20 protein-coding genes are annotated in these 20,475 nt (G+C 55.1%); 10 read left to right on the top strand and 10 right to left on the bottom strand.

Annotation, left to right across the window (positions count from 1 at the left end; all coding sequences use genetic code 11):
• Positions 1 to 15: 15 nt before the first annotated feature.
• The 4 genes from AC1RKC_RS08290 to pabB all read right to left on the bottom strand — a co-directional run bounded on the left by AC1RKC_RS08290 (position 16) and on the right by pabB (position 5,672).
• On the bottom strand, positions 16 to 1,632 hold the full coding sequence (locus AC1RKC_RS08290) for an EAL domain-containing protein (RefSeq protein WP_493092365.1): 1,617 nt from the start codon (positions 1,630 to 1,632) through the stop codon (positions 16 to 18).
• Positions 1,633 to 1,913: 281 nt separating this feature from the next.
• Positions 1,914 to 3,278, bottom strand: coding sequence for an L-serine ammonia-lyase (gene sdaA, locus AC1RKC_RS08285; RefSeq protein WP_493092366.1), 1,365 nt, complete (start codon positions 3,276 to 3,278; stop codon positions 1,914 to 1,916).
• Positions 3,279 to 3,723: 445 nt separating this feature from the next.
• Positions 3,724 to 4,302: a CoA pyrophosphatase gene (locus AC1RKC_RS08280; RefSeq protein WP_046373330.1), complete on the bottom strand. Its 579-nt coding sequence runs from the start codon at positions 4,300 to 4,302 to the stop codon at positions 3,724 to 3,726.
• On the bottom strand, positions 4,299 to 5,672 hold the full coding sequence (gene pabB / locus AC1RKC_RS08275; RefSeq protein WP_493092367.1) for an aminodeoxychorismate synthase component 1: 1,374 nt from the start codon (positions 5,670 to 5,672) through the stop codon (positions 4,299 to 4,301). The genes AC1RKC_RS08280 and pabB overlap by 4 nt, the downstream gene beginning before the upstream one ends.
• A gap of 499 nt (positions 5,673 to 6,171) precedes the next feature.
• Between pabB and AC1RKC_RS08270 the strand changes: the two genes are divergently transcribed.
• Both AC1RKC_RS08270 and AC1RKC_RS08265 read left to right on the top strand, forming a co-directional pair.
• Positions 6,172 to 7,179, top strand: coding sequence for a glycosyltransferase (locus AC1RKC_RS08270; protein WP_115058642.1), 1,008 nt, complete (start codon positions 6,172 to 6,174; stop codon positions 7,177 to 7,179).
• Positions 7,180 to 7,242: 63 nt separating this feature from the next.
• Positions 7,243 to 7,488, top strand: a complete 246-nt coding sequence (locus AC1RKC_RS08265) for a YoaH family protein (RefSeq protein ID WP_044551884.1) — start codon at positions 7,243 to 7,245, stop codon at positions 7,486 to 7,488.
• Between the two features lie 33 nt (positions 7,489 to 7,521).
• On the opposite strand, the gene purT is transcribed toward AC1RKC_RS08265, so the two are convergent.
• Positions 7,522 to 8,700: a formate-dependent phosphoribosylglycinamide formyltransferase gene (gene purT, locus AC1RKC_RS08260; protein ID WP_176983455.1), complete on the bottom strand. Its 1,179-nt coding sequence runs from the start codon at positions 8,698 to 8,700 to the stop codon at positions 7,522 to 7,524.
• A gap of 241 nt (positions 8,701 to 8,941) precedes the next feature.
• Between purT and dbpA the strand changes: the two genes are divergently transcribed.
• The 4 genes from dbpA (at position 8,942) to yebF (ending at position 11,514) form a co-directional block, all read left to right on the top strand.
• Positions 8,942 to 10,324, top strand: a complete 1,383-nt coding sequence (gene dbpA / locus AC1RKC_RS08255) for an ATP-dependent RNA helicase DbpA (protein ID WP_048760146.1) — start codon at positions 8,942 to 8,944, stop codon at positions 10,322 to 10,324.
• Positions 10,325 to 10,412: 88 nt separating this feature from the next.
• Positions 10,413 to 10,736 (top strand): YebG family protein, encoded by a 324-nt coding sequence (locus AC1RKC_RS08250; RefSeq protein WP_115058644.1) that lies wholly within the window; start codon positions 10,413 to 10,415, stop codon positions 10,734 to 10,736.
• Between the two features lie 39 nt (positions 10,737 to 10,775).
• Positions 10,776 to 11,084, top strand: coding sequence for a N(4)-acetylcytidine aminohydrolase (yqfB, locus tag AC1RKC_RS08245; RefSeq protein WP_020827289.1), 309 nt, complete (start codon positions 10,776 to 10,778; stop codon positions 11,082 to 11,084).
• A gap of 70 nt (positions 11,085 to 11,154) precedes the next feature.
• Entirely contained in the window at positions 11,155 to 11,514 is a 360-nt protein-coding gene (gene yebF / locus AC1RKC_RS08240; RefSeq protein WP_020827288.1) for a protein YebF, read from the top strand.
• A gap of 83 nt (positions 11,515 to 11,597) precedes the next feature.
• Here yebF and AC1RKC_RS08235 read toward each other — a convergent pair whose 3' ends face one another.
• The 5 genes from AC1RKC_RS08235 to mdtH form a co-directional block, all read right to left on the bottom strand.
• Complete coding sequence (locus tag AC1RKC_RS08235; protein WP_020827287.1) at positions 11,598 to 12,161, bottom strand: lipoprotein; 564 nt, start codon at positions 12,159 to 12,161, stop codon at positions 11,598 to 11,600.
• Positions 12,162 to 12,315: 154 nt separating this feature from the next.
• Entirely contained in the window at positions 12,316 to 13,956 is a 1,641-nt protein-coding gene (locus AC1RKC_RS08230; RefSeq protein ID WP_493092369.1) for an ABC1 kinase family protein, read from the bottom strand.
• Positions 13,957 to 13,983: 27 nt separating this feature from the next.
• Positions 13,984 to 14,631: a glutaredoxin 2 gene (grxB, locus tag AC1RKC_RS08225; protein ID WP_115058646.1), complete on the bottom strand. Its 648-nt coding sequence runs from the start codon at positions 14,629 to 14,631 to the stop codon at positions 13,984 to 13,986.
• 129 nt (positions 14,632 to 14,760) lie between these two features.
• Positions 14,761 to 15,009 carry a hypothetical protein gene (locus AC1RKC_RS08220; protein WP_020827284.1) on the bottom strand — a complete coding sequence of 83 codons (249 nt, stop codon included), beginning with the start codon at positions 15,007 to 15,009 and terminating at the stop codon, positions 14,761 to 14,763.
• Positions 15,010 to 15,095: 86 nt separating this feature from the next.
• Complete coding sequence (gene mdtH, locus AC1RKC_RS08215; RefSeq protein ID WP_261447850.1) at positions 15,096 to 16,301, bottom strand: multidrug efflux MFS transporter MdtH; 1,206 nt, start codon at positions 16,299 to 16,301, stop codon at positions 15,096 to 15,098.
• A gap of 345 nt (positions 16,302 to 16,646) precedes the next feature.
• Here mdtH and rimJ point away from each other — a divergent pair, with 345 nt between their 5' ends.
• The 4 genes from rimJ (at position 16,647) to murJ (ending at position 20,455) form a co-directional block, all read left to right on the top strand.
• On the top strand, positions 16,647 to 17,231 hold the full coding sequence (gene rimJ / locus AC1RKC_RS08210) for a ribosomal protein S5-alanine N-acetyltransferase (protein WP_020827282.1): 585 nt from the start codon (positions 16,647 to 16,649) through the stop codon (positions 17,229 to 17,231).
• A 9-nt stretch (positions 17,232 to 17,240) separates the two neighbouring features.
• On the top strand, positions 17,241 to 17,885 hold the full coding sequence (locus tag AC1RKC_RS08205; RefSeq protein ID WP_048760134.1) for a YceH family protein: 645 nt from the start codon (positions 17,241 to 17,243) through the stop codon (positions 17,883 to 17,885).
• The gene (locus tag AC1RKC_RS08200; protein WP_493092370.1) at positions 17,878 to 18,798 is read left to right on the top strand and encodes a Gfo/Idh/MocA family protein; all 921 of its coding nucleotides are present in this window, start codon (positions 17,878 to 17,880) and stop codon (positions 18,796 to 18,798) included. The genes AC1RKC_RS08205 and AC1RKC_RS08200 overlap by 8 nt, the downstream gene beginning before the upstream one ends.
• Before the next feature lie 121 nt (positions 18,799 to 18,919).
• Positions 18,920 to 20,455 carry a murein biosynthesis integral membrane protein MurJ gene (gene murJ / locus AC1RKC_RS08195; RefSeq protein WP_261139335.1) on the top strand — a complete coding sequence of 512 codons (1,536 nt, stop codon included), beginning with the start codon at positions 18,920 to 18,922 and terminating at the stop codon, positions 20,453 to 20,455.
• Positions 20,456 to 20,475: the final 20 nt, after the last annotated feature.

Here is a 20,475-nt window from a genome sequence, read left to right as displayed (position 1 = left end):
CGCAAGCCGGAGGCGTCATGCCTCCGGTTTTTTTTCCAGCCCTGCTTTTTGCTCTTCCCGCTGATTCCCCGTCCGTAACCGCGATTCGTACTGCTGTAGCCACAGCGGGAAAACATGGATTGGCATTGGCTTGGCAAAGTAGAAGCCTTGCAGGGCATTCACGTCGTGCGAGCGCAAGTATTCAACCTGTTCGGCGGTTTCTACCCCTTCAGCCACCAGTTTTAATTTCAGACGCTGTGCCAACGTAATAATGGTATCGGTGACCGTGGCGTTAATGGCATCGGTACCGATGGCGGCGGTAAACCCGCGATCGATCTTCAATACGTCCGGGCTGAGTTTTTTCAGGTAGCTGAGCGAGCTGTGCCCGGTGCCAAAGTCATCGATCGCAAGCATAATGCCCATTTCCTTCAGCGTTTTGATTTGCTCATACTGAATTTCCGACAGCGCGGTGCGTTCGGTCAGCTCCAGCATCAGCGACGGCATCGGCGCGGCAGGCAGCCACAGACGGCGAATGTCATCGATGATGGTCACCGCGTTGAAATGCTCGGCGGCGATGTTGATGCTGATATAAAACGACGGACGCGGCGGGAATAACTGCAGATTTTCCACCACGGTGCTCATCAGGTAGCGGGTCAGGGGAATGATTAACCCATGCTGTTCCGCCAACGGGATGAACACGTCGGGGGAGATCCAGCCCTGGCGTTTGTTTTTCCAGCGCAGCAGGGTTTCAACCCCAACGCAGCGACCGGTTTCAGCGTTGATGATCGGCTGACAGTAAACGCGGAATTCGCGATGAGAAATGGCATGTCCTATATGGTACGAAAGGCTCATGCGATTCGCGGTGAGCAGGTACACCACGTAGGCTGCCAGTAGGCTGATTAGTAACGACAGCGGAACATGGCGCGGCAGCGCCGCCAGCGCCAGCATGCCGGCCTGAGGACCGAACAGCGAGACAGAGAACGGGTATTGCGTAGATTTTGCGGTATAGCGCAAATCGGTTGTCAGGCTATCGCTGCGCAGGATCTCGCGGCGACCGTATTCCAAACTGTAATCTCCGACGTTCAGCACCACCCGTTGCGCATAGGGCTCCTGAGGCTCGAGCAGAAAGTTTGCCAGCAGTTCAATATTAAAGACGTGCAAGACGCCGTTACGGCGATCATTATCCGCCTCTGGCGTCCACATGATCAGGGTGGGGACGCCTTTGGCGACCGACAGCGAAGGGCGCAGCGCCAGCTTCGCGCCATCGTTTGCTATTGCGGGCAAAATAGCGCTGAAAACATACTTGCGGGAACCAAACAGGCTGGAACAGTAAATAACACCATCCTTGACCAGCAGCATTGCCCGAAGTGCCTGGTTTTGCGCGGCGCGAAAGCGCAGCGTTGGCATGACGGTTTCACAAGTGGAGGTCAGCAGGGGCATGGAGCGTTTGGCCTGTTGCTCAGCCGGCAGCAGCAGATTGTTGATCTTGGCGACGGTGCGATTGGCAAGCACCTGTCGATTGTGTTCGATGGTGCCGATTTCCTGATAATAGCGGGTGTAAAGCGACAACAGTAGAATAGCCAACCCGACCGCCCCGGCTAGCAGCCAACGGTAATAGCGGTATTTGGTCACGGTAAGTTGGGTCATCAACATCGCTAAATCCTTGTTCGGTAAGCCAGCCCAGAATCACCGTCAGGCCAAACAGTCCAAAATGATACTCGGCTAATTCTAGCCTGTCGTTATACAAGAGTGATGGTAACCCAGTAAATTATTTAAATTTGGCGAAACAGAGGGGGAAATTGTGGGTTAACCGCAGGATCGATGTGACGTTGCCGACATATTTTACTGTGACATTGTCACTTAATTGGCGTTAGCGATTTGATTATCAACAAATTCTGGCAAGAAAAACCCCGCCATAAAGGCGGGGTTTGGGGTTAATCGCACTGCACTTTTATTGCCAGACCGCCACGCGAGGTTTCGCGGTATTTAGCGTTCATGTCTTTACCGGTTTCATACATGGTCTCGATCACCTTATCCAGTGACACGCGAGGCTCACTGGTACGGCGCAGCGCCATGCGCGCCGAGTTGATCGCCTTCACCGAAGCAATGGCATTACGCTCGATGCAAGGCACCTGAACCTGACCGGCAACCGGGTCACAGGTCAACCCCAGGTTGTGCTCCATGCCAATTTCCGCCGCGATGCAAACCTGTTCCGGGCTGCCGCCCAGCAGTTCGGCCAAACCGGCCGCTGCCATGGAACAGGCCACGCCGACTTCGCCTTGGCAGCCTACTTCAGCGCCAGAGATAGACGCGTTCATTTTGTACAGAGCACCGACTGCGCCCGCCGCCATAAAGTAACGGATGTAAATATCCGGGCTGACGGACTCGATAAAGTGGTCATAGTAAGCCAGCACGGCCGGTACGATGCCGCAGGCGCCGTTGGTTGGAGCGGTGACCACGCGGCCACCGGCGGCGTTCTCTTCGTTGACCGCCAGCGCGAACATATTGACCCAGTCAATGACGTTCATCGGATCGCTGGACAATTTGTCGGAAGAGACCAGCAGGCGACGTAATGCGGAAGCACGACGCGGTACGCGCAGCGGACCAGGCAGCACGCCTTCGGTGTTCAGGCCACGGTCGATACAGGCGCGCATGGTCTGCCAGATATTGCCGAAGTAGGTTTCGATCTCCTGCTTGCTGTGCAGCGCCAGTTCGTTCTGCATCACCATGCCGGACAGCGACAGCCCGGTTTCACGACAATGCTCCAGCATTTCACGCGCAAAATTGAACGGGTAAGGAACGCTCAATTCATGCGCATCGGTTTTGCCGAAATTCTCTTCATCGACGATAAAACCACCGCCGATAGAATAGTAAGTCTTGCTGTAAACTTGTTTATCCCCGGCGAAGGCGTGGATTTGCATGCCGTTCTCATGCAGCGGCAGGTTATCGCTGCGGAACACCATGCCGCCGTCACGCAGGAAATCTACCTCATGCAGGCCGCTGGCCAGCATCAGTCTTTGACGTTGTTCTACATCGCGAATAAAACCCGGGATGCTATCGATATCAACGGTATCCGGCATGTTGCCTGCCAGGCCGAGGATGATAGCGATATCGGTATGGTGACCTTTACCGGTCAATGAGAGTGAGCCGTAAACGTCTACGGCAACACGCGTGATAGAAGGCATCAGGCCTTTATTTACCAGATCGTCGACAAACTGTTTGCCGGCTTTCATCGGTCCAACCGTATGAGAGCTGGACGGGCCGATGCCGATCTTAAACATGTCGAAAACGCTAATCACGCTAAAACTCCTTAGAGGCATATTGTTATGGCTGCATCGGTTAAAAACCGTGCAGGGAACAGCGATATTGTAAAAGGGCCGTACGGGTTCGGTTGCCTTTTTCGCATGAAATAAAATAATCCTTGGTGTCAGTCCTGTTTATGATTGCCGCAGGCGCTCGGCCAGTCGTAGAACAGCCGCCACCTAAACTCGGTTAATGGCAATCGCGCCAGCTTCCACTGCTGAACGCGGCCGGCTTAAACCCTGCTGAAATAGTGGTTTATTCCGGACGGCGGTATTTTACAGGTATTTCGTAAGGTTGAAGAGAGGGTTTACAGTTTTTTTAAAACTCTGATAGCCAGAACGGTAGTTGAAAAAGCAAACAAATGAAGTGATGCCGATCGCTTTACCCGTGCCGCTGGTGCAGGTAACCGTTTGGCTTGTGATCGGCGTCACGGAATTGGGGCTAAATGCTGACCTGTTGCGCCAGGCGGCGAATGATTGCCGCGGTCAATCCCCAGACAAATTGACTCTGATACCAGGAGAGATAAATACGGTGCGAATGACCGGCGCGCTGAATATCCAGCGGGTAATAGCGTGAGAGGGTCAGCGCTTCGTGCAAAGGCATTTCGAAAACGTCGGCCACTTCATCTTCATTGGCGCTAAATTGCACGTCGGGTGAGATCAGGCCGACAACCGGAGTGACCTGGAAACCGGTGCTGCTGTCGAGCGGGGCCAGTTGGCCAAGGATGGTCACCGCCTGGGGCGGGATTGCCACTTCCTCCTGGGCTTCACGCAGGGCGGTAATAATCGCTGAGCCGTCTTCGGCATCGGTTTTACCGCCGGGAAATGCCACCTGGCCCGGATGTTTTCGTAGTGAGTCGGCACGGCGGGTGAGCAGCAGCGTGGGCTCGGGCCGGCAGATAATGGGTATCAGCACCGCCGCAGGGCGAACGTTATGCGAAATCTGTGACGCCTGCGGCAATTGCAGCTGGAAGCGGCTGATAAACGCCGCCAGCGAAGTCGGATAAGTCGGTTGGCTCACGAAGCGATAAACTCCCCCAGTTGCGGTAGGATGCGGCCGACTTTATCGAAAGTCTCCTGGTATTCCGCCTGTTCCTGGCTGTCGGCTACGATGCCGCCACCGGCCGAACAGTAAATGCGGCCACTTTCGGTGAACAAAGTGCGGATGGTGATGTTGGTGTCCATGGTGCCACAGGCGCTGATATAGCCGATACTGCCGCAGTAGGCGTTACGCCGCTGTGGCTCCAGCTCTTCGATAATTTCCATCGCCCGTACCTTGGGCGCACCGGTAATAGATCCGCCCGGGAAGCAGGCGCGCAACAGCTCAGTTGCCGGCGTGCGTTCGGGCAGGAGGGCGGTAATGGTGCTGACCAGATGATGTACCGCCGGGAAAGGCTCCACCACGAACAGTTCGGGAACTTTGACGCTGCCCGGTTCGGCGACGCGGCCGATATCGTTGCGAAGCAGATCGACAATCATCAGGTTTTCCGCGCGATCTTTGGCGGAATTCGCTAACCGTTGCGCCTGCTGCGCATCTTGCTCGGCATCGGCCAGCCGCGGCAGCGTGCCCTTGATAGGGCGGGTTTGGATCTGCTGGTTCTCCAGCCACAAAAAACGCTCGGGCGAAACGCTCAGTACGGCGTTGTCCGGCAGACGTAAAAAGGCAGAGAAGGGGGCTCGATTGCTGACGTTCAGTTGCTGAAAGGCTTGCCATTCATCGCCCTGATAATCTGCGGAAAAGCGTTGAGCCAGATTGATTTGGTAGCAATCGCCGCTACGCAAATACTGCTGGATGCGCTGGAATTTTTCACCATATTGCTGCCGTGTCATGTTGGCTTGCCAGCGGCTGGTCAAGGTGAAGTCTTGCTGAGGTTCAGATTGCTGACTGCATAACCACTGCCAGCGTTGTTCAGTATCGCCATAGCTGAGCAGCGTTAGCGTCTTCTTATGGTGATCGGCAATCAGCGCCCAGTCGTAAATGCCAACCGCCATGTCCGGCAAGGTGATATCCGCCTGTGCCATTTGCGGCAGTTTTTCCACTCTGCGGCCCAGGTCGTAACCGAATAGCCCCAGAGCGCCGCCCTGGAATGGCAAGTCGGTATTTGCTGCCGGATGTTGGTTTTGTTGTTCCAACTGCTGTTGCAGCAACTGGAAAGGATCTTCCTGTGATTGCTGCTCCTCCATCCCACGGCAGATTTCTGTGATTTGCCCTCGGGTAGTCAGAGTGACCTTGGGGGCCGCGACCAAAATATCGAAACGATTATGCGAATGTTCGGCAAAGCCGGAGTGTAGCAACATGGCCCAAGGTTGTTGAGCAAGGGGAGCAAACAGCTCCAGCAGGGTGGTGGGGGTATAGGGCAAAGATTTTAGATTGGGTGCGGTTGCGCTCATGGGCCTCAATAAACCTGACTGACGGGGCGGCTGTTTATGATGGCTATTCTGCCATATTCGGCCGATAGGCGCATGTCCTGGCATGTGTGGACAAAGCACACTTCACATAAACAATGAATCAACAAATTTGCAAATGAAGCATTTTTTGCGACTTCAACTATAATCCAATATGTTAAAAACTGCGTTATCAATTAATGACTCGGATATATCTTATCCATTGGAATCGGGTTTTATAAATTAAATCCTAGTAATTAGTTTTATTGCGTTATTACTTTTGATTGAGATCACAAAAATATCAGGCGAACTTATGACATTGCCTGATAATACCGGTTCCCGGACGATAAATACCCAAAAAGAGCACGTTTCGTATAAAACTATAACAGTAACAAGACGCATTTATACCCATTTTATCGCCGGGCACTGCGTTCTAATTTAATTGCACCCTGATATTTTTAAAAAATAGAGATATTCATTCGTTACTTTTTGCGAAGAGCTGCCTATGCCCCTAATGCTGAGTGTCATCGTCCCGTTACATAACGTGGGTGAACTGTTTGAGCCGTTTTTGGCCTCGCTGTTAGCCCAACAGGAGCGGCGCCTGGAGGTGATCATCGTCAACGACGGATCCACCGACGGCTCTGGTGATATCGCCCACCGCTATGCACAACGGCATCCTCATATTACCGTTATTGACCAGCTCAATGCGGGCGTATCCTGTGCGCGCAATGCCGGGTTGGCTGTAGCACGCGGAAAATATGTGGCATTTCCCGACGCGGATGATTTACTGGCGCCGGAAATGTATGCAACTCTGATTGAAATGGCTGAAGAAAATCAATTGGATGTCATGCAGTGCAACGGTGAACGTTATTTCACCGACCACGATGAACTGCAACCGATTATTCCGCAAAACCGCTTGGGCGACACCGGCGTTATTAGCGGAGTGAAATGGTTGGAACGTGCGCTCAAATCGAGAAAATTTATTCATGTGGTCTGGCTGGCGGTATATCGCCTTGATTTTATTAAACAGCATCGGTTGTATTTTGAACCGGGTTTGCACCACCAGGATATTCCCTGGACCACCGAGGTGATGTTTAATGCGCAGCGGGTGAAATATCTCAGTAAAACGTTGTATCGCCAGCGAGTGCACGATAAATCGATCAGCAACCGTCGCCGGACAGGCCAGGCCAACGTTGAATATCAACGCCATTATATGAAAATAGTGGAGATGCTGGTGGCGTTGAACCAGCGCTATGCGCGGAAAATCAGTATCCGTCCTGCTTTTCACTGGCAGATCACCCGTGAAGCCTTGGGAATTTGTCACAGCATTCGCCGTGAGCCCGAACTGGCGGCGCAGTGCCGGATCACCGATGAGTTCTACCAGCGCGGTATCGATCGCGCAATGTCCACCAACGCGCGCGGCCTTAAGCAGGGCTGGCACGTCATGCTCTGGTTGCATCGCCTGAAACAGTGGCGACACGGCGATCATTGCTCACAACCGGCCGCTGAATAACAGGCGTTGGGATCCGCCGGTTTAAGGGGTATACTCGCCCTCCATTTTACCGGAGAGAAACACATGCTTGCAGGTATGCCGTCGTTAAGCCATCTAGAGCAGCAGGAAGCTGCGGATCGTATCCATCAGCTGATGGAACAAGGCATGAGCAGTGGTGAAGCCATCGCACGGGTTGCGCAGGAAATCCGTGAAAAACATCAGGGTGACCAGGTTAGCGTGATGTTCGATGACGAAGATGACGATGAAGAGTATCAGGAACGCCCGGAAGACCAGGGTGATGACGACTCGGAAGAAGACGAAAACTATTGATGTTGCAGGGGCCGGCAAGCCGGCCCCAAAGCCTTAACCTTCAATGACCACCGCAGCAGCAGCCTGCTTGGCCGACTCTACCGCCAACTCGATATTTTCAGCTGTCGCCAACGCGACGCCCATCCGACGTTGACCTTCAATTTCCGGCTTGCCGAATAAACGCAGCTGATTGTGGCCGGTCAGTGCACGATCCAGCCCGCTGAAACGCAGGTCGCTACTGGTAAGCTGTGGCAGGATCACCGCCGAGGCAGAAGGGCCGAACTGACGGATCGCGCCAATCGGCAGACCGAGGAAAGCACGCACGTGCAGTGCAAATTCAGACAGGTCTTGTGAAATCAGGGTCACCATGCCGGTATCGTGTGGGCGCGGTGAAACCTCGCTGAAAATCACTTCGTCGCCACAGACAAACAGCTCGACGCCGAACAGGCCAAATCCACCCAGTGCCTTCACCACGTTTTCCGCAATGGCCTGCGCGCGGCTGAGCGCCAGTTCGCTCATCTGCTGCGGCTGCCAGGACTCACGGTAATCCCCGTCTTCCTGACGGTGTCCGATCGGTGCGCAGAAATGTACGCCATCGACGGCGCTGATGGTCAGCAGAGTGATTTCAAAATCGAACTTCACCAGGCCTTCGACAATCACCCGTCCCCCGCCGGCACGGCCACCCTGTTGGGCGTAATCCCAGGCGGTTTTCAGCTGCTCCGGGCTGCGGATCAGGCTTTGGCCCTTACCGGAAGAGCTCATGACAGGTTTGATGATGCATGGGTAGCCGATTTGGTCGACGGCCTGACGGAAGGCTTCTTCACCGTCGGCAAAACGGTAGCTGGAGGTCGGCAGGCCGAGTGTTTCTGCCGCCAGGCGACGGATGCCTTCGCGGTTCATGGTCAGGCGCGTCGCTTCTGCGCACGGCACCACACGGTGCCCTTGCTGCTCCAGTTCAACCAGCATGCCGGTAGCGATAGCTTCGATCTCCGGCACGATGTAATCAGGACGTTCCTGTTCAATCACGGCTTTCAGCGCGTTGCCGTCCAGCATGTTAATAACGTGGCTGCGATGGGCGACGTGCATGGCCGGGGCATTGGCGTAACGATCTACGGCAATCACTTCCAGCCCCAAACGCTGGCATTCGATGGCAACTTCTTTACCCAGCTCGCCGGAGCCGAGCAGCATAACGCGGGTGGCGGAGGGGCGCAGGGCGGTTCCAATAGTTAACATAGTCTCGTACCTGGATCTGTGGAGAGTAATGCGGTCTGATTGTAGGCGAGCAGTATAAACGAAAACGTTTGCGTGTGCAGCCGGTGGCAAACGCGTTATCGGTTTCTGGGGTAAAACCCCGACTGATGGCTTTTTTTATGCGTGAAATCCGTAATCCTGACTATCTCTGTTATCATCTGCGGTTGATTCGGTGCTACCGTGGGCGCGCCGCCATTCCATTTGCCATATAAGAGTTATCGCCGTGAGCACAGTTTCTTTTTCTTCCCTGCCGCTGCCAGCCGAACAGTTGGCCAACCTCAACGAACTGGGGTATGCCGAAATGACGCCGGTGCAGGCTGCCGCATTGCCCGCCATCCTGAAAGGGCAGGACGTACGTGCCAAAGCAAAAACCGGCAGCGGTAAAACGGCGGCGTTCGGCATTGGCCTGCTGGACAAAATCAACGTTTCCCAAGTGGCCGCTCAGGCACTGATCCTGTGCCCGACGCGTGAGCTGGCGGACCAGGTGAGCAAAGAATTGCGTCGTCTGGCGCGCTTCACTCAGAACATCAAAATTCTGACCCTGTGTGGGGGCCAACCGATGGGGCCGCAGCTCGATTCGCTGGTGCACGCGCCGCATATTGTGGTGGGCACGCCGGGGCGTATTCAGGAACACCTGCGCAAGAAAACGCTGGTGCTGGATGAACTGAAGGTGCTGGTGCTGGACGAAGCCGACCGCATGCTGGACATGGGCTTTGCCGACGATATCGACGATGTGATCAGCTACACGCCGCCGCAACGTCAGACGCTGCTGTTCTCCGCAACCTATCCGAGCGGGATCGAACGCATCAGCGCTCGCGTGCAGCGCGAGCCGTTGAATGTGGAAGTGGACGACGGTGAAGAGCAAACCACCATCGAACAACGTTTCTACGAAACGACCCGCGATCAACGCCCGGCGGTATTGGTGTCGGCGATTCGTCATTACCAACCTTCTTCTTGCGTAGTGTTCTGCAACACCAAACGCGATTGCCAGAGCGTGTACGAAGCGCTGGAAGCGCGAGGCATTAATGTCCTGGCGCTGCATGGCGATCTGGAACAGCGCGATCGCGATCAGGTGCTGGTGCGTTTTGCCAACCGCAGCTGCCGTGTGCTGGTAGCGACTGACGTTGCTGCGCGCGGTCTGGATATTAAAGAGCTGGAGTTGGTGGTCAACTACGAGCTGGCGTTCGATCCGGAAGTGCACGTGCACCGCATCGGCCGTACCGGCCGTGCCGGCTTGAGCGGCCTGGCGATCAGCCTGTGTACGCCACAGGAAATGACGCGTGCGCATGCGATTGAAGAGTATCTGCAGATCAGAGTTAACTGGGCCCCGGTGTCCGAGTTAAGCGGTGCGGGAAACACCACGCTGGAAGCCGAAATGGTCACCCTGTGCATCGACGGCGGGCGTAAAGCCAAGATCCGTCCTGGCGATATTCTCGGTGCACTGACCGGCGAGGCCGGGTTGACGGCGGCGGAAGTGGGTAAAATCGACATGTTCCCGGTGCATGCCTACGTGGCGATCCGCAAGGCCAGCGCGCGTAAGGCGCTGCAGCAGCTGCAGCAAGGCAAAATCAAGGGTAAGAACTGCAAGGTGCGGTTGTTGAAATAAGTCGCGTCAGGGGTGCGCTTGCATCCCTGCGTATAATCACCTTATACTGGTTATAAATACAGTATTCTAACCTTTGAGGAATGCACACATGGCGGTTGAAGTTAAATATGTGGTGGTGAGAAACGGTGAGGAAAAGATGACTTTCGCGACCAAGAAAGAAGCCGACGCTTACGACAAAATGCTGGATCTGGCCGACAGCCTGGGTGAGTGGCTGCAGCAGGCTCCGCTTGAGCTGGATGACGAACAGCGAGAAGGCCTGAGCTTCTTCCTGGCGGAAAATAAAGACGCACTGGGGCAGATTTTGCGCGGCGCGACGCCGACTGAAACACCGAAGAAAGCTGCTAAAGTGAAAACGGAAAAACCTGCTGCTACCCCAAAAGAGGGATCTGCGTCAGAAAAGCAGGCAGCATAATGACTTATGTTGCGGTAATGTGATGAAAAAGGATCTAGAATGAGCCGTGAAATAACTTTCTTCACTCGCTTTGAGCAAGACATTTTGGCCGGGCGCAAGACCATTACCATTCGGGACGCCAGTGAGTCTCACTTTCAACCCGGTGAGGTTTTACGCGTTAGCCGCAATGAAGACGGTGTTTTCTTCTGCATGATTGAAGTGCTGTCGGTTACGCCGGTGCGTTTGGATGCGTTAACCGAGCAGCATGCCCAGCAAGAAAACATGTCGCTCAGCGAACTGAAGCAGGTGATCAAGGAAATCTATCCGGGGCTCGATGAGCTGTTCGTCATCACCTTCGCCAAACGCTGATCTTTTGCCAGACCAGTTGTGAGCCAAGGGCAGGCGCCCGCGGGTAGCGTAAATCACAACTGGAGGGAATATGAAAGCAACGGGACTGAGTTTGGCCGTAGCACTGTTGGCCACGGTAGGTTTTACCACCACGGTACAGGCGCAGGAACAACGCAGCGCAAAGGTGGCACAATGCGCGGGTCTGCAACCTACAGACGTCGCCGCTCAGGTGAAACGCGATTATCTGCAGAACCGCATTACGCGCTGGGAGTCGGATAAAAAGCTGCTGGGTACCGCTACCCCGATAGCCTGGATCAGTCCGGAGGCGATTACCGGCAAGGACGCGGTATGGCAGGTGCCGTTAACGGTACGGGGCACCAAAATGGATAAAACCTACAATGTTACCCTCGACTGCAACGCCGGTAAAATCACCTACAGCGAACCGCAATAATCTCACCGTTTTCCGGCGTATTAACGTCTGAAAAATATCAAGCCCGCGTTAACAGCGGGCTTTTTGTTTTTTTAGTGTCAGCGTCAGTCGGTAAACGGAATAACCAGTTCACCCGGCTTCACTTCCAACCCTTTAGCCAGTTTTTTGGCCATGGCTTCTGTTTTACTGTTATCCGGGTTCAGCACATAAGCCGGCTTTTGATCGAAATAGGATTTCAGCGATTGGTTCAGATAAGGGGTCAGGGCCTTCATCACCGTCTGCATTTTCTCCGGCTGCACGCTGTAGTCGGTCAACTCCATGTCTTTGAGGAACACCGCGCCTTGCTCGCGGTCATACACCGGTTGCGCCTTCAGCGTCAGCTTCAGGTCCGCGGTCTGCGGGCCCAGAATGGAAGTGATATTCACTTTCGCATCGCCGGAAAGGGTAACCTTGCCCGGTTCGCTACGCCCAATTTGGCTCTTTAGCTGAGTCAGCACGATATTGGCGTCCAAGAGCCCTGGCACGCCGATCTGCTTCTGGTAATCGTTGTGCTTTTGCAGGTAATCATTCACTTCCTGCTCGCTGAGCGTGTACTGGGTCAGCTGATTGCAGCCGACCAATGCGCCGGCGAACAGCAGGGCGGCTGCGCCCATCAGGATCTTTTTCATGTGTGCCTCATAGCTACTGCCAACGAAAATGCTGCAGATTATTGATTTGTCATTATAAACGCTCGCTGTCTGCGAAGGAAACCGTTGATGTCAGCGAGCAGGGTGATAGTGCGCGTGAAATGCCTGGCTACCTATCGGATAACGCTGAAACTGTTCAGCGCCGCAGACGCAGTACCAGCAGCAAGACACCACCCAGGCAGGCAAGCGCGCCCAGCGCCGGAAACAGTGGAATACCCCACAACCGCAGGGAAGAGTGCATCAGATAGGGCGCCAGGCCCAACGCGAAAGCGGCGGTGACAATAGCAATGGCCAGGGTGATGGCGGCTCGCTCCAGTGCCTTGCTCAATTGATCAATATTCTTGACGTTGATATCGGCGCTGATTTTCCCGCCTTTGAGACGGCGCATCAGCAGCCGCAAGGTTTGCGGCAACTCTTCACTGGCGTCCAATGCCTCGCCGCCCAATACCAGCATGCGCCGACGTACCGCCTCCGGGGTATAACGCTGCAGCATCACCTGTTGCAGCATAGGTTTCAGGGTGGCGATGATATCGAAATGGGGATCCAGCCGATGCAGCACGCCGTCGGCCGTGATTAACGCCTTGAACAGCAACACCAGGTCTGGCGGCAGTGCCAACTGATGCTCACGCACCATCACCAACAAATCGGTCAGCGCCTTGCCCAGTGTGAGAGTGGCAGAGGCCTGTTTATCGAGAAAGTTTTGCGCCGCCAACTCCAGATCCAGCAGATCCAAGGGATCGCTGTCCGACCAGGCGATCAAGGTGTTGACGATGCCGGCGGATTCTCGTTCGGCGATGGCCTGCAGCAACAGCAGCAATTGATTACGTCGCCGTTCGGAAAGCTGCCCGACCATACCGAAATCGATAAAACCGACGCGATTATCCGCTAACGCCATTACGTTACCCGGATGCGGATCGGCATGATAAAGACGGTGCTCCAGCACCATTTTCATAAAGGCCTGTGCGCCGCGCTGAGCGAGTAATGGGCCATCTAATCCTGCCGCCGTCAGTTGCTGCGGATTTTCCGGTGCGATACCCGGTAGAAATTCCTGCACCAGCAGGCGCTGAGACGACCATTGCCAGTAAATCTTCGGAATGACCACGTTGGGCTGCTGGGCAAACTGTTGGGCGACCCGTTCGCAGTTGTTACCCTCGTGAGTCAGGTCCAGTTCATGCGTCAGCGCGGTTGCCAGGGCTCTGACCATCTGCCGCGGACGATAACGGGCCAGCGCCGGGCTCTGTTGCTCCACGGTTTCCGCCAGATAGGTCAGCAGGCGCAAGTCGGCTTGAATGGTTTTTGCCAGGCCGGGACGTAACACTTTAATCACCACCGCTTCGCCGCTGTGCAGGCGGGCGCGGTAAATTTGCGCCATCGAGGCAGCGGCCAGCGGGGTTTCGTCAAATTCGGCGAACAGGCTGTGCGGGTCACCCTTCAAGTCTGCCCGGATCTGTGGTGCCAGTTGCTCCCACGAAAGGGTGCTTGCCTGACTGTGCAGACGGTCAAGTTCGTCGGTCCAGCTTGCGTCCAACAGATCTGAACGGGTAGCCAGGATCTGGCCGAACTTAACAAAGGTCGGCCCCAAGGCTTCCAGCGCCGCACGCAGGCGCTGCGGCAATGTTTGACCGTCTTGCCTTTCACTGCTGCCTTCAGCACCGCTTAACAGATTGCTCAGACCCAGCAGACGAATCACATCCTGCAATCCATAACGGATCAGCACGGTGGAGATTTCTTTCAGCCGTGCCCGATCGCGGGCAGTGACCAGCACCATTTTCAACATTTGCGCGCTATATCCTTATCGCGGGGGTTACTGTTCCATATCGAACAGCAGTGGGACGTCACTGCGTTGCGCCATACGGTTGCGATAAGCTTCTACGTTTTCCGGCAGCGTAAGTCCGGCGACGATCGACAGCGAACGCAGCAGGGGGAACAGGTGGATATCATCTTCCGACAGCGTGCCATTCACCGCGTCTGCGGAGACCACCAGGCCGGAAAGTGTTTGCAAGTCGTCCTCCAGTTGGGCAATCAGATCGGCACTGTCAGCAAGGTGCTCGGAAAAATCCCCGATCGAGGCCTGCTTTTTGTCGCTAAAGTACTGGCGTGCACTGTCAGTGGCGAACTCTTCGAAGTCGGCATTGGCAAAGCGCGGCAGCAATAGGTTGATGCTGTAACCACCGACCCGTTGCAGCCAGTCGGCGATCGCCGGGTTGGTTTTACCGGTCAGCAGCGGCTTGCCGTCGAGGTTATCAACGTAATGCACGATATCCATGCTTTCAGGAAGATAGCTGCCGTCATCCTTTTGTAAAATCGGCGCCATTTTTTTGCCAATCATGCCGACAGGCGTTGCTTCATCATCGTTGAGCAGGGTGACCAGGCGGACGGGCAGGTTTTTCAGGCCGAAAATCATGCGGGCTTTAACGCAGAATGGGCAATGATCGTAGATAAACAGTTTCATGCTTGCTCCGGTTGTCAGGTTTCAACAGCAATAGTTATCACAGCATACTGAGGCTGTCGCGAAAAGTTCTTGCTGGAAGGTGCGTAATTGTTGTTTGGCCCGTACAGACTGCGCGGGCCAAAGCAGGGATTATTTTTTTGTCGGAACGGAATTAATCACTTCTATCAAATGCATGCGTGCTTCTTCCAAATCGATTTTATCACGCTCGTTGCTGGCGTTGACTATCTGCAGCTGTTTGATGATGTCGCTCTTTAAAGTGGCATTGTCAGCGATGACGTGGGCCAGCGCTTTTTCTACCAATGTTGACCGCGCGTAGATCATGCGCAGGTTCAGTACCATGTGTTCCAACAGCTGCGGTAATTTGTCTTCTTCACTCATCGCCAACTTCTCCCGTTTATGTTTTTACTATCAGGATAGCAGCTGTGGGTAATTCGGCTGATTTTCTGGCAACTTAGAGAAAAATCTCAGCCGCCGGGCAGCGCTTCCGATGCGATGCTGCGTGGATTGAACTGCCAATAAAGGGCGAATAGGGTTATCAGTCCCACGATGCCAAGCAGTATCCAGGGCAGTTCCGGCATGCCAACCGCATGGCCGGTGTCGTACATCCAACCGCCGCCGGTATAACCCACAGCGCCGCCCAGCGCCAGACCAAGCCGGCTGAATCCCATATAACTGCCGCGTGCGCGCGGATCCGCTAGCGAAGCACTGAGGGTTTCACGCGCTGGTTCGGCGATGATGGAGCCGAGATAGAAACAGCAAATCAGGGTAAATACACCCTGAAGACTGGTAGCCAGCCCGACCGGGATCAGGCTGAGGGTCATCAGCAACAGCCCGGCCATCAGCCGCTGCTCCAGACGGAAACGTTTTTCGCTCCAGCGCGCGATCGGGTAGAGCAGTGACAGCGACAGTACGGCCTCAATGGCATACATCCATTTCACCGCCGTCGGTGAACCAGCGATTTCATTGACGACAATTGGCAGCATCAACATCACCTGTACCGACAGCATGTAGTAACCGGTCAGGGTCAGTACATAGGTCAGGAAGCGGCGATCGCGCAGGACACGCATCATGCCTTCCTTCATGGGGGCTCGAACGGTAGAAATTCGGTATGCCGGCAGCAACCAGGCATTCCAGCCCGCCGCTAGCACAAAAATGCCCGCACCGACCCAGCAGACAAAGTGGAAATCATACTGCAGCAACCAACTGCCGATCAGGGCGCCGATGACCGCACCAGCGCTGTCTTGCATCATCAACAAGGAGTAAAAACGACCGCGTTCATGCGGGCGGGTAAGCTTAATCACCAATGCGGTACGCGGCGGATCAAACAGCGTGCCGCCGAGGGCGGACAGGGCACAGGAGAACCACAGTATCCAGGGTTGGTCGGCCATCGCCATGGTGGCGAAGCCTGCCGCGCGCATCAGCATGCCGGTGACAATCATCGGTTTGGCGCCGAATCGGTCGGCTATCGCGCCCCCAAAGATCCCCAGGCCTTGCTGGATCAACTGGCGTAAACCCAGCGCTGCGCCGACCACCACCGCCGCCCAGCCAAGCTGATCGACAAAGCGAATCGAAATAAGCGGGAAGACCACAAAAAAGCCTAAAACCACCAACAGATTATCGAGTAATAGAAAATATTTACCCAAGCTCCGCGCTTGCGATACCAGAGACATGCTTCACCACGAGCAATTAAGAGGGAGAGGAGTGCAACCGCTCTAGTGTGTACCCAATCCCGTATTGCCGATAGGGGCGGGATAGATAATATTTTTTTATCGTCAATACGTTACCTGCACGGCAAAACGGCACGAAAATAGTCGTAAAATGACTAATCGCTTATTTACTGAGCTACCGGGATTTTACCTCTGGGGCAGGCTGCGGTTATATTAAATGAGGGTAAGTGCGGTTCTGCGCCGATGGTTGAGAAATAATGGCTCAGAATAGGTTCGTCGCCGGATTATTGTCCAAACGTGCGCCCAATAAATACTTCTTATCGAACCGTTCTGACCGCGGGGGAAATGATGTTTGGCTACCGCTCTGCATCACCAAAAGTACGCCTCACCACCGACCGACTGGTTGTCCGTTTAGTTCATGAACGCGATGCCTACCGGCTGGCGGAATACTATGCCGAAAACCGAAGCTTCCTTAAACCCTGGGAACCGGTTCGGGATGAAAGCCACTGTTATCCTTCCGGCTGGCAAGCGCGGCTGGGGATGATCACTGAAATGCAAAAGCAGGGCAGCGCCTACTATTTTATCCTGCTCGATCCGGAAGAAAATGAAGTGCGCGGCGTGGCCAACTTCAGCAACGTGCTGCGCGGCTCATTCCATGCTTGTTTCCTCGGGTATTCGCTGGCCGAGAAATGGCAGGGCCAGGGGCTGATGTTTGAAGCGTTGCAGTCCTCCATCCGCTATATGCTGCGCCAGCAGCGTATGCACCGCATCATGGCTAACTATATGCCGCACAATCAGCGCAGCGGCGCACTGCTGACCCGCCTGGGATTCGAACGTGAGGGTTATGCCAAGGATTATCTGCTGATCGACGGGCAGTGGCAGGATCACGTACTGACAGCTTTAACCAATAAAGAATGGCTACCGCCACGCTGAGGCAAAATAATGAAATATGAATTAAGCGCTAAAGAAGCCAGGGTAATTGGCTGCATGCTGGAAAAGCAGGTAACCACCCCGGACCAGTATCCCCTTTCTCTCAATGCCATCACCCTGGCCTGCAATCAGAAAACCAACCGCGAACCGGTGATGGATCTTGCTGAAAACGAAGTTCAGCAGGTGCTGGATCTGCTGTTAAAGAAACACTTTTTGCGCACCCTGAGCGGTTTCGGCAATCGGGTGGTCAAATATGAACAGCGTTTTTGCAATTCAGAGTTTGGTCAGCTCAAGCTGAGCGCCGCTGAATTGGCGGTGATCGCCACTTTACTGCTGCGTGGCGCACAAACTCCTGGGGAATTGCGTACCCGAACCAACCGCATGCATGAATTTAATGATGTTACCGAAGTGGAGCAGGTGCTGGCGCAACTGAGTGCGCGTGAGGATGGCCCCTTTGTGGTGCGGCTGGCGCGGGAGCCGGGCAAACGTGAAAGCCGGTTTATGCATTTGTTCAGCGGCCAGATTGACGAGGCACCTGCGGAAGCATCAACGGCCAATGACAGCGATTTACACGAGCGAGTGAGTACGCTGGAAAACGAAGTGGCGCAGCTTAAACAGCAAGTGCAGGCGTTATTGGAGCGGGGATCGCATGAGTAAATTACGCGTTGGCGTGGTGGGGTTGGGCGGTATTGCTCTAAAGGCTTATCTGCCGATCCTCAGCCAGGCGGCAGACTGGACGTTAGTCGGCGGTTTCTCCCCGAATCAGCAAAAGGCACAGCCCATTTGCGACAGCTATCGCATGGCCTGTTTTTCGGGGCTCGACAGCCTGGCGCAGCAGTGTGATGCGGTGTTCGTTCACAGCAGCACCGCCAGCCATTTTCAGGTGATTGGCGAGCTGCTGCGATATGGCGTTCACGTTTATGTCGACAAGCCGCTGGCGGAGACTGTGGAACAGGGCGAACAGCTACTGGCTCTGGCTGAAAAACAGGGCAAGGCGCTGATGGTTGGCTTTAACCGTCGCTTTGCACCGCTGTACCGTCAGTTGAAGCAGGATATGAACCAACCGGCGTCGATTCGCATGGATAAACATCGTGCCGACAGCGTCGGACCCAACGATGCGCGCTTTACCCTGCTGGACGATTACCTGCACGTGGTGGACACCGCACTGTGGTTTGGCGGCGACCCTGGGCAACGGCTTAGCGGTAGTCTGCGCATTAACGATGTCGGTGAGTTGGTTTATGCCGAACATCATTTTGAATGCGGAGAAATGCTGGTGACCACCAGTATGCATCGTCGGGCCGGCAGCCAGCGCGAAAGCGTACAGGCGGTAACGGACGGCGCAATCTATCAAGTAAACGATATGCGTCAGTGGCTGCGGGAAGATTCACAAGGCGTGCTGGAACAGCCGGCACCCGGCTGGCAAACCACGCTGGCGCAGCGCGGTTTTGACGGCGCGATCCGTCATTTCCTGGCCTCCGTCAGTAACCAAACGCTGCCGGAAACTGCCGGAGAGCAGGCGATCGCTGCCCAGCGGGTGATTGAACGCCTGTTGCGAGACGCCAATTTGTAACATAACTCCATGTAACATATGAGAGTAGCTATTCTGCGACGTACGGGTAAACTTAGCCGATAGTTTTACTGACGCCTGCTGATGCAGGCGTCGACATTTACAGGGCACATCAAAAAACCACATGAACCTACTAAAATCACTGGCAGCCGTCAGCTCTATGACGATGTTTTCACGGGTGCTGGGCTTTGCCCGTGACGCCATCGTGGCGCGGGTATTTGGTGCCGGTATGGCAACGGACGCCTTCTTCGTGGCGTTCAAACTGCCTAACCTGCTGCGGCGCATCTTCGCCGAGGGGGCCTTTTCGCAAGCCTTTGTCCCGATCCTGGCCGAATACAAAAGCCAGCAGGGAGAAGAAGCAACGCGTACCTTTATCGCTTACGTTTCCGGACTGCTGACGCTGGTGTTGGCCGTGGTGACGGTGTTGGGGATGCTGGCCGCCCCATGGGTGATTTACATTACCGCGCCGGGCTTTGTCGATTCGCCGGACAAATTCGCGTTGACCTCGTCGCTGCTGCGGGTGACCTTTCCGTATATTCTGCTGATCTCGCTGGCGTCATTGGTGGGGTCAATCCTCAATACCTGGAACCGTTTTTCGATCCCGGCGTTTGCGCCGACGTTGCTTAACGTCAGCATGATTGGGTTCGCGCTGTTTGCCGCACCTTACTTCACTCCGCCGGTGATGGCGCTGGCCTGGGCGGTCGTCGTGGGCGGCGTGCTGCAATTGGGCTACCAGCTCCCGCATCTGAAGAAGATCGGCATGCTGGTGCTGCCGCGCCTCAAACTTGGCGACGCGGGCGTATGGCGAGTGATGCGTCAGATGGGGCCAGCCATTTTCGGCGTCTCGGTCAGCCAGATCTCACTGATCATCAATACCATTTTCGCCTCCTTCCTGGTCTCCGGTTCGGTGTCCTGGATGTACTATGCCGACCGTCTGATGGAATTCCCCTCCGGCGTGCTGGGCGTGGCACTGGGAACCATCCTGTTGCCGTCGCTGGCGAAAAGTTTTTCCAGCGGCAACCACGATGAATATTCGCGTTTGATGGATTGGGGGCTGCGCCTGTGCTTCCTGCTGGCGCTGCCGAGCGCCATAGCTTTGGGCATTCTGGCCAAGCCGCTGACCGTCTCTTTGTTCCAGTACGGCAAGTTCAACGCCTTCGATGCCGCCATGACCCAGCGTGCGCTGGTGGCCTATTCGGTGGGACTGATGGGATTGATCGTCGTGAAGGTGTTGGCGCCAGGGTTCTATTCGCGTCAGGACATTAAAACGCCGGTTAAGATTGCCATTATCACGTTGATTTTAACCCAGGTGATGAACCTGATGTTTATCGGTCCGTTAAAGCATGCGGGGCTTTCGCTGTCGATTGGTCTGGGAGCCTGTATTAACGCTTCGCTGCTGTATTGGCAGTTGCGCAAGCAGAAGATTTTCCACCCGCAACCGGGTTGGGCTCTGTTCCTGACTAAACTGGTGATTGCGGTGATCGTGATGTCGGTAGTATTGGTCGGGGTGATGTGGCTGATGCCAGCCTGGGATCAGGGCAATATGCTGGCGCGCCTGCTGCGTCTGGCAGTGGTTGTGGTCGCAGGTATTGTGGCTTACTTCGGCGTATTGGCCGGCTTGGGTTTCCGTCCGCGCGATTTTGCTCGGCGAGTGGCGTAACAGGGCTTTCCCACTTTCAG

The sequence above is a fragment of the Serratia sp. GW822-FHT06E05 genome (assembly GCF_058799445.1).
Note: the sequence above shows the minus strand (reverse complement) of the source record. Positions and strands in the feature narration are given on the sequence as shown.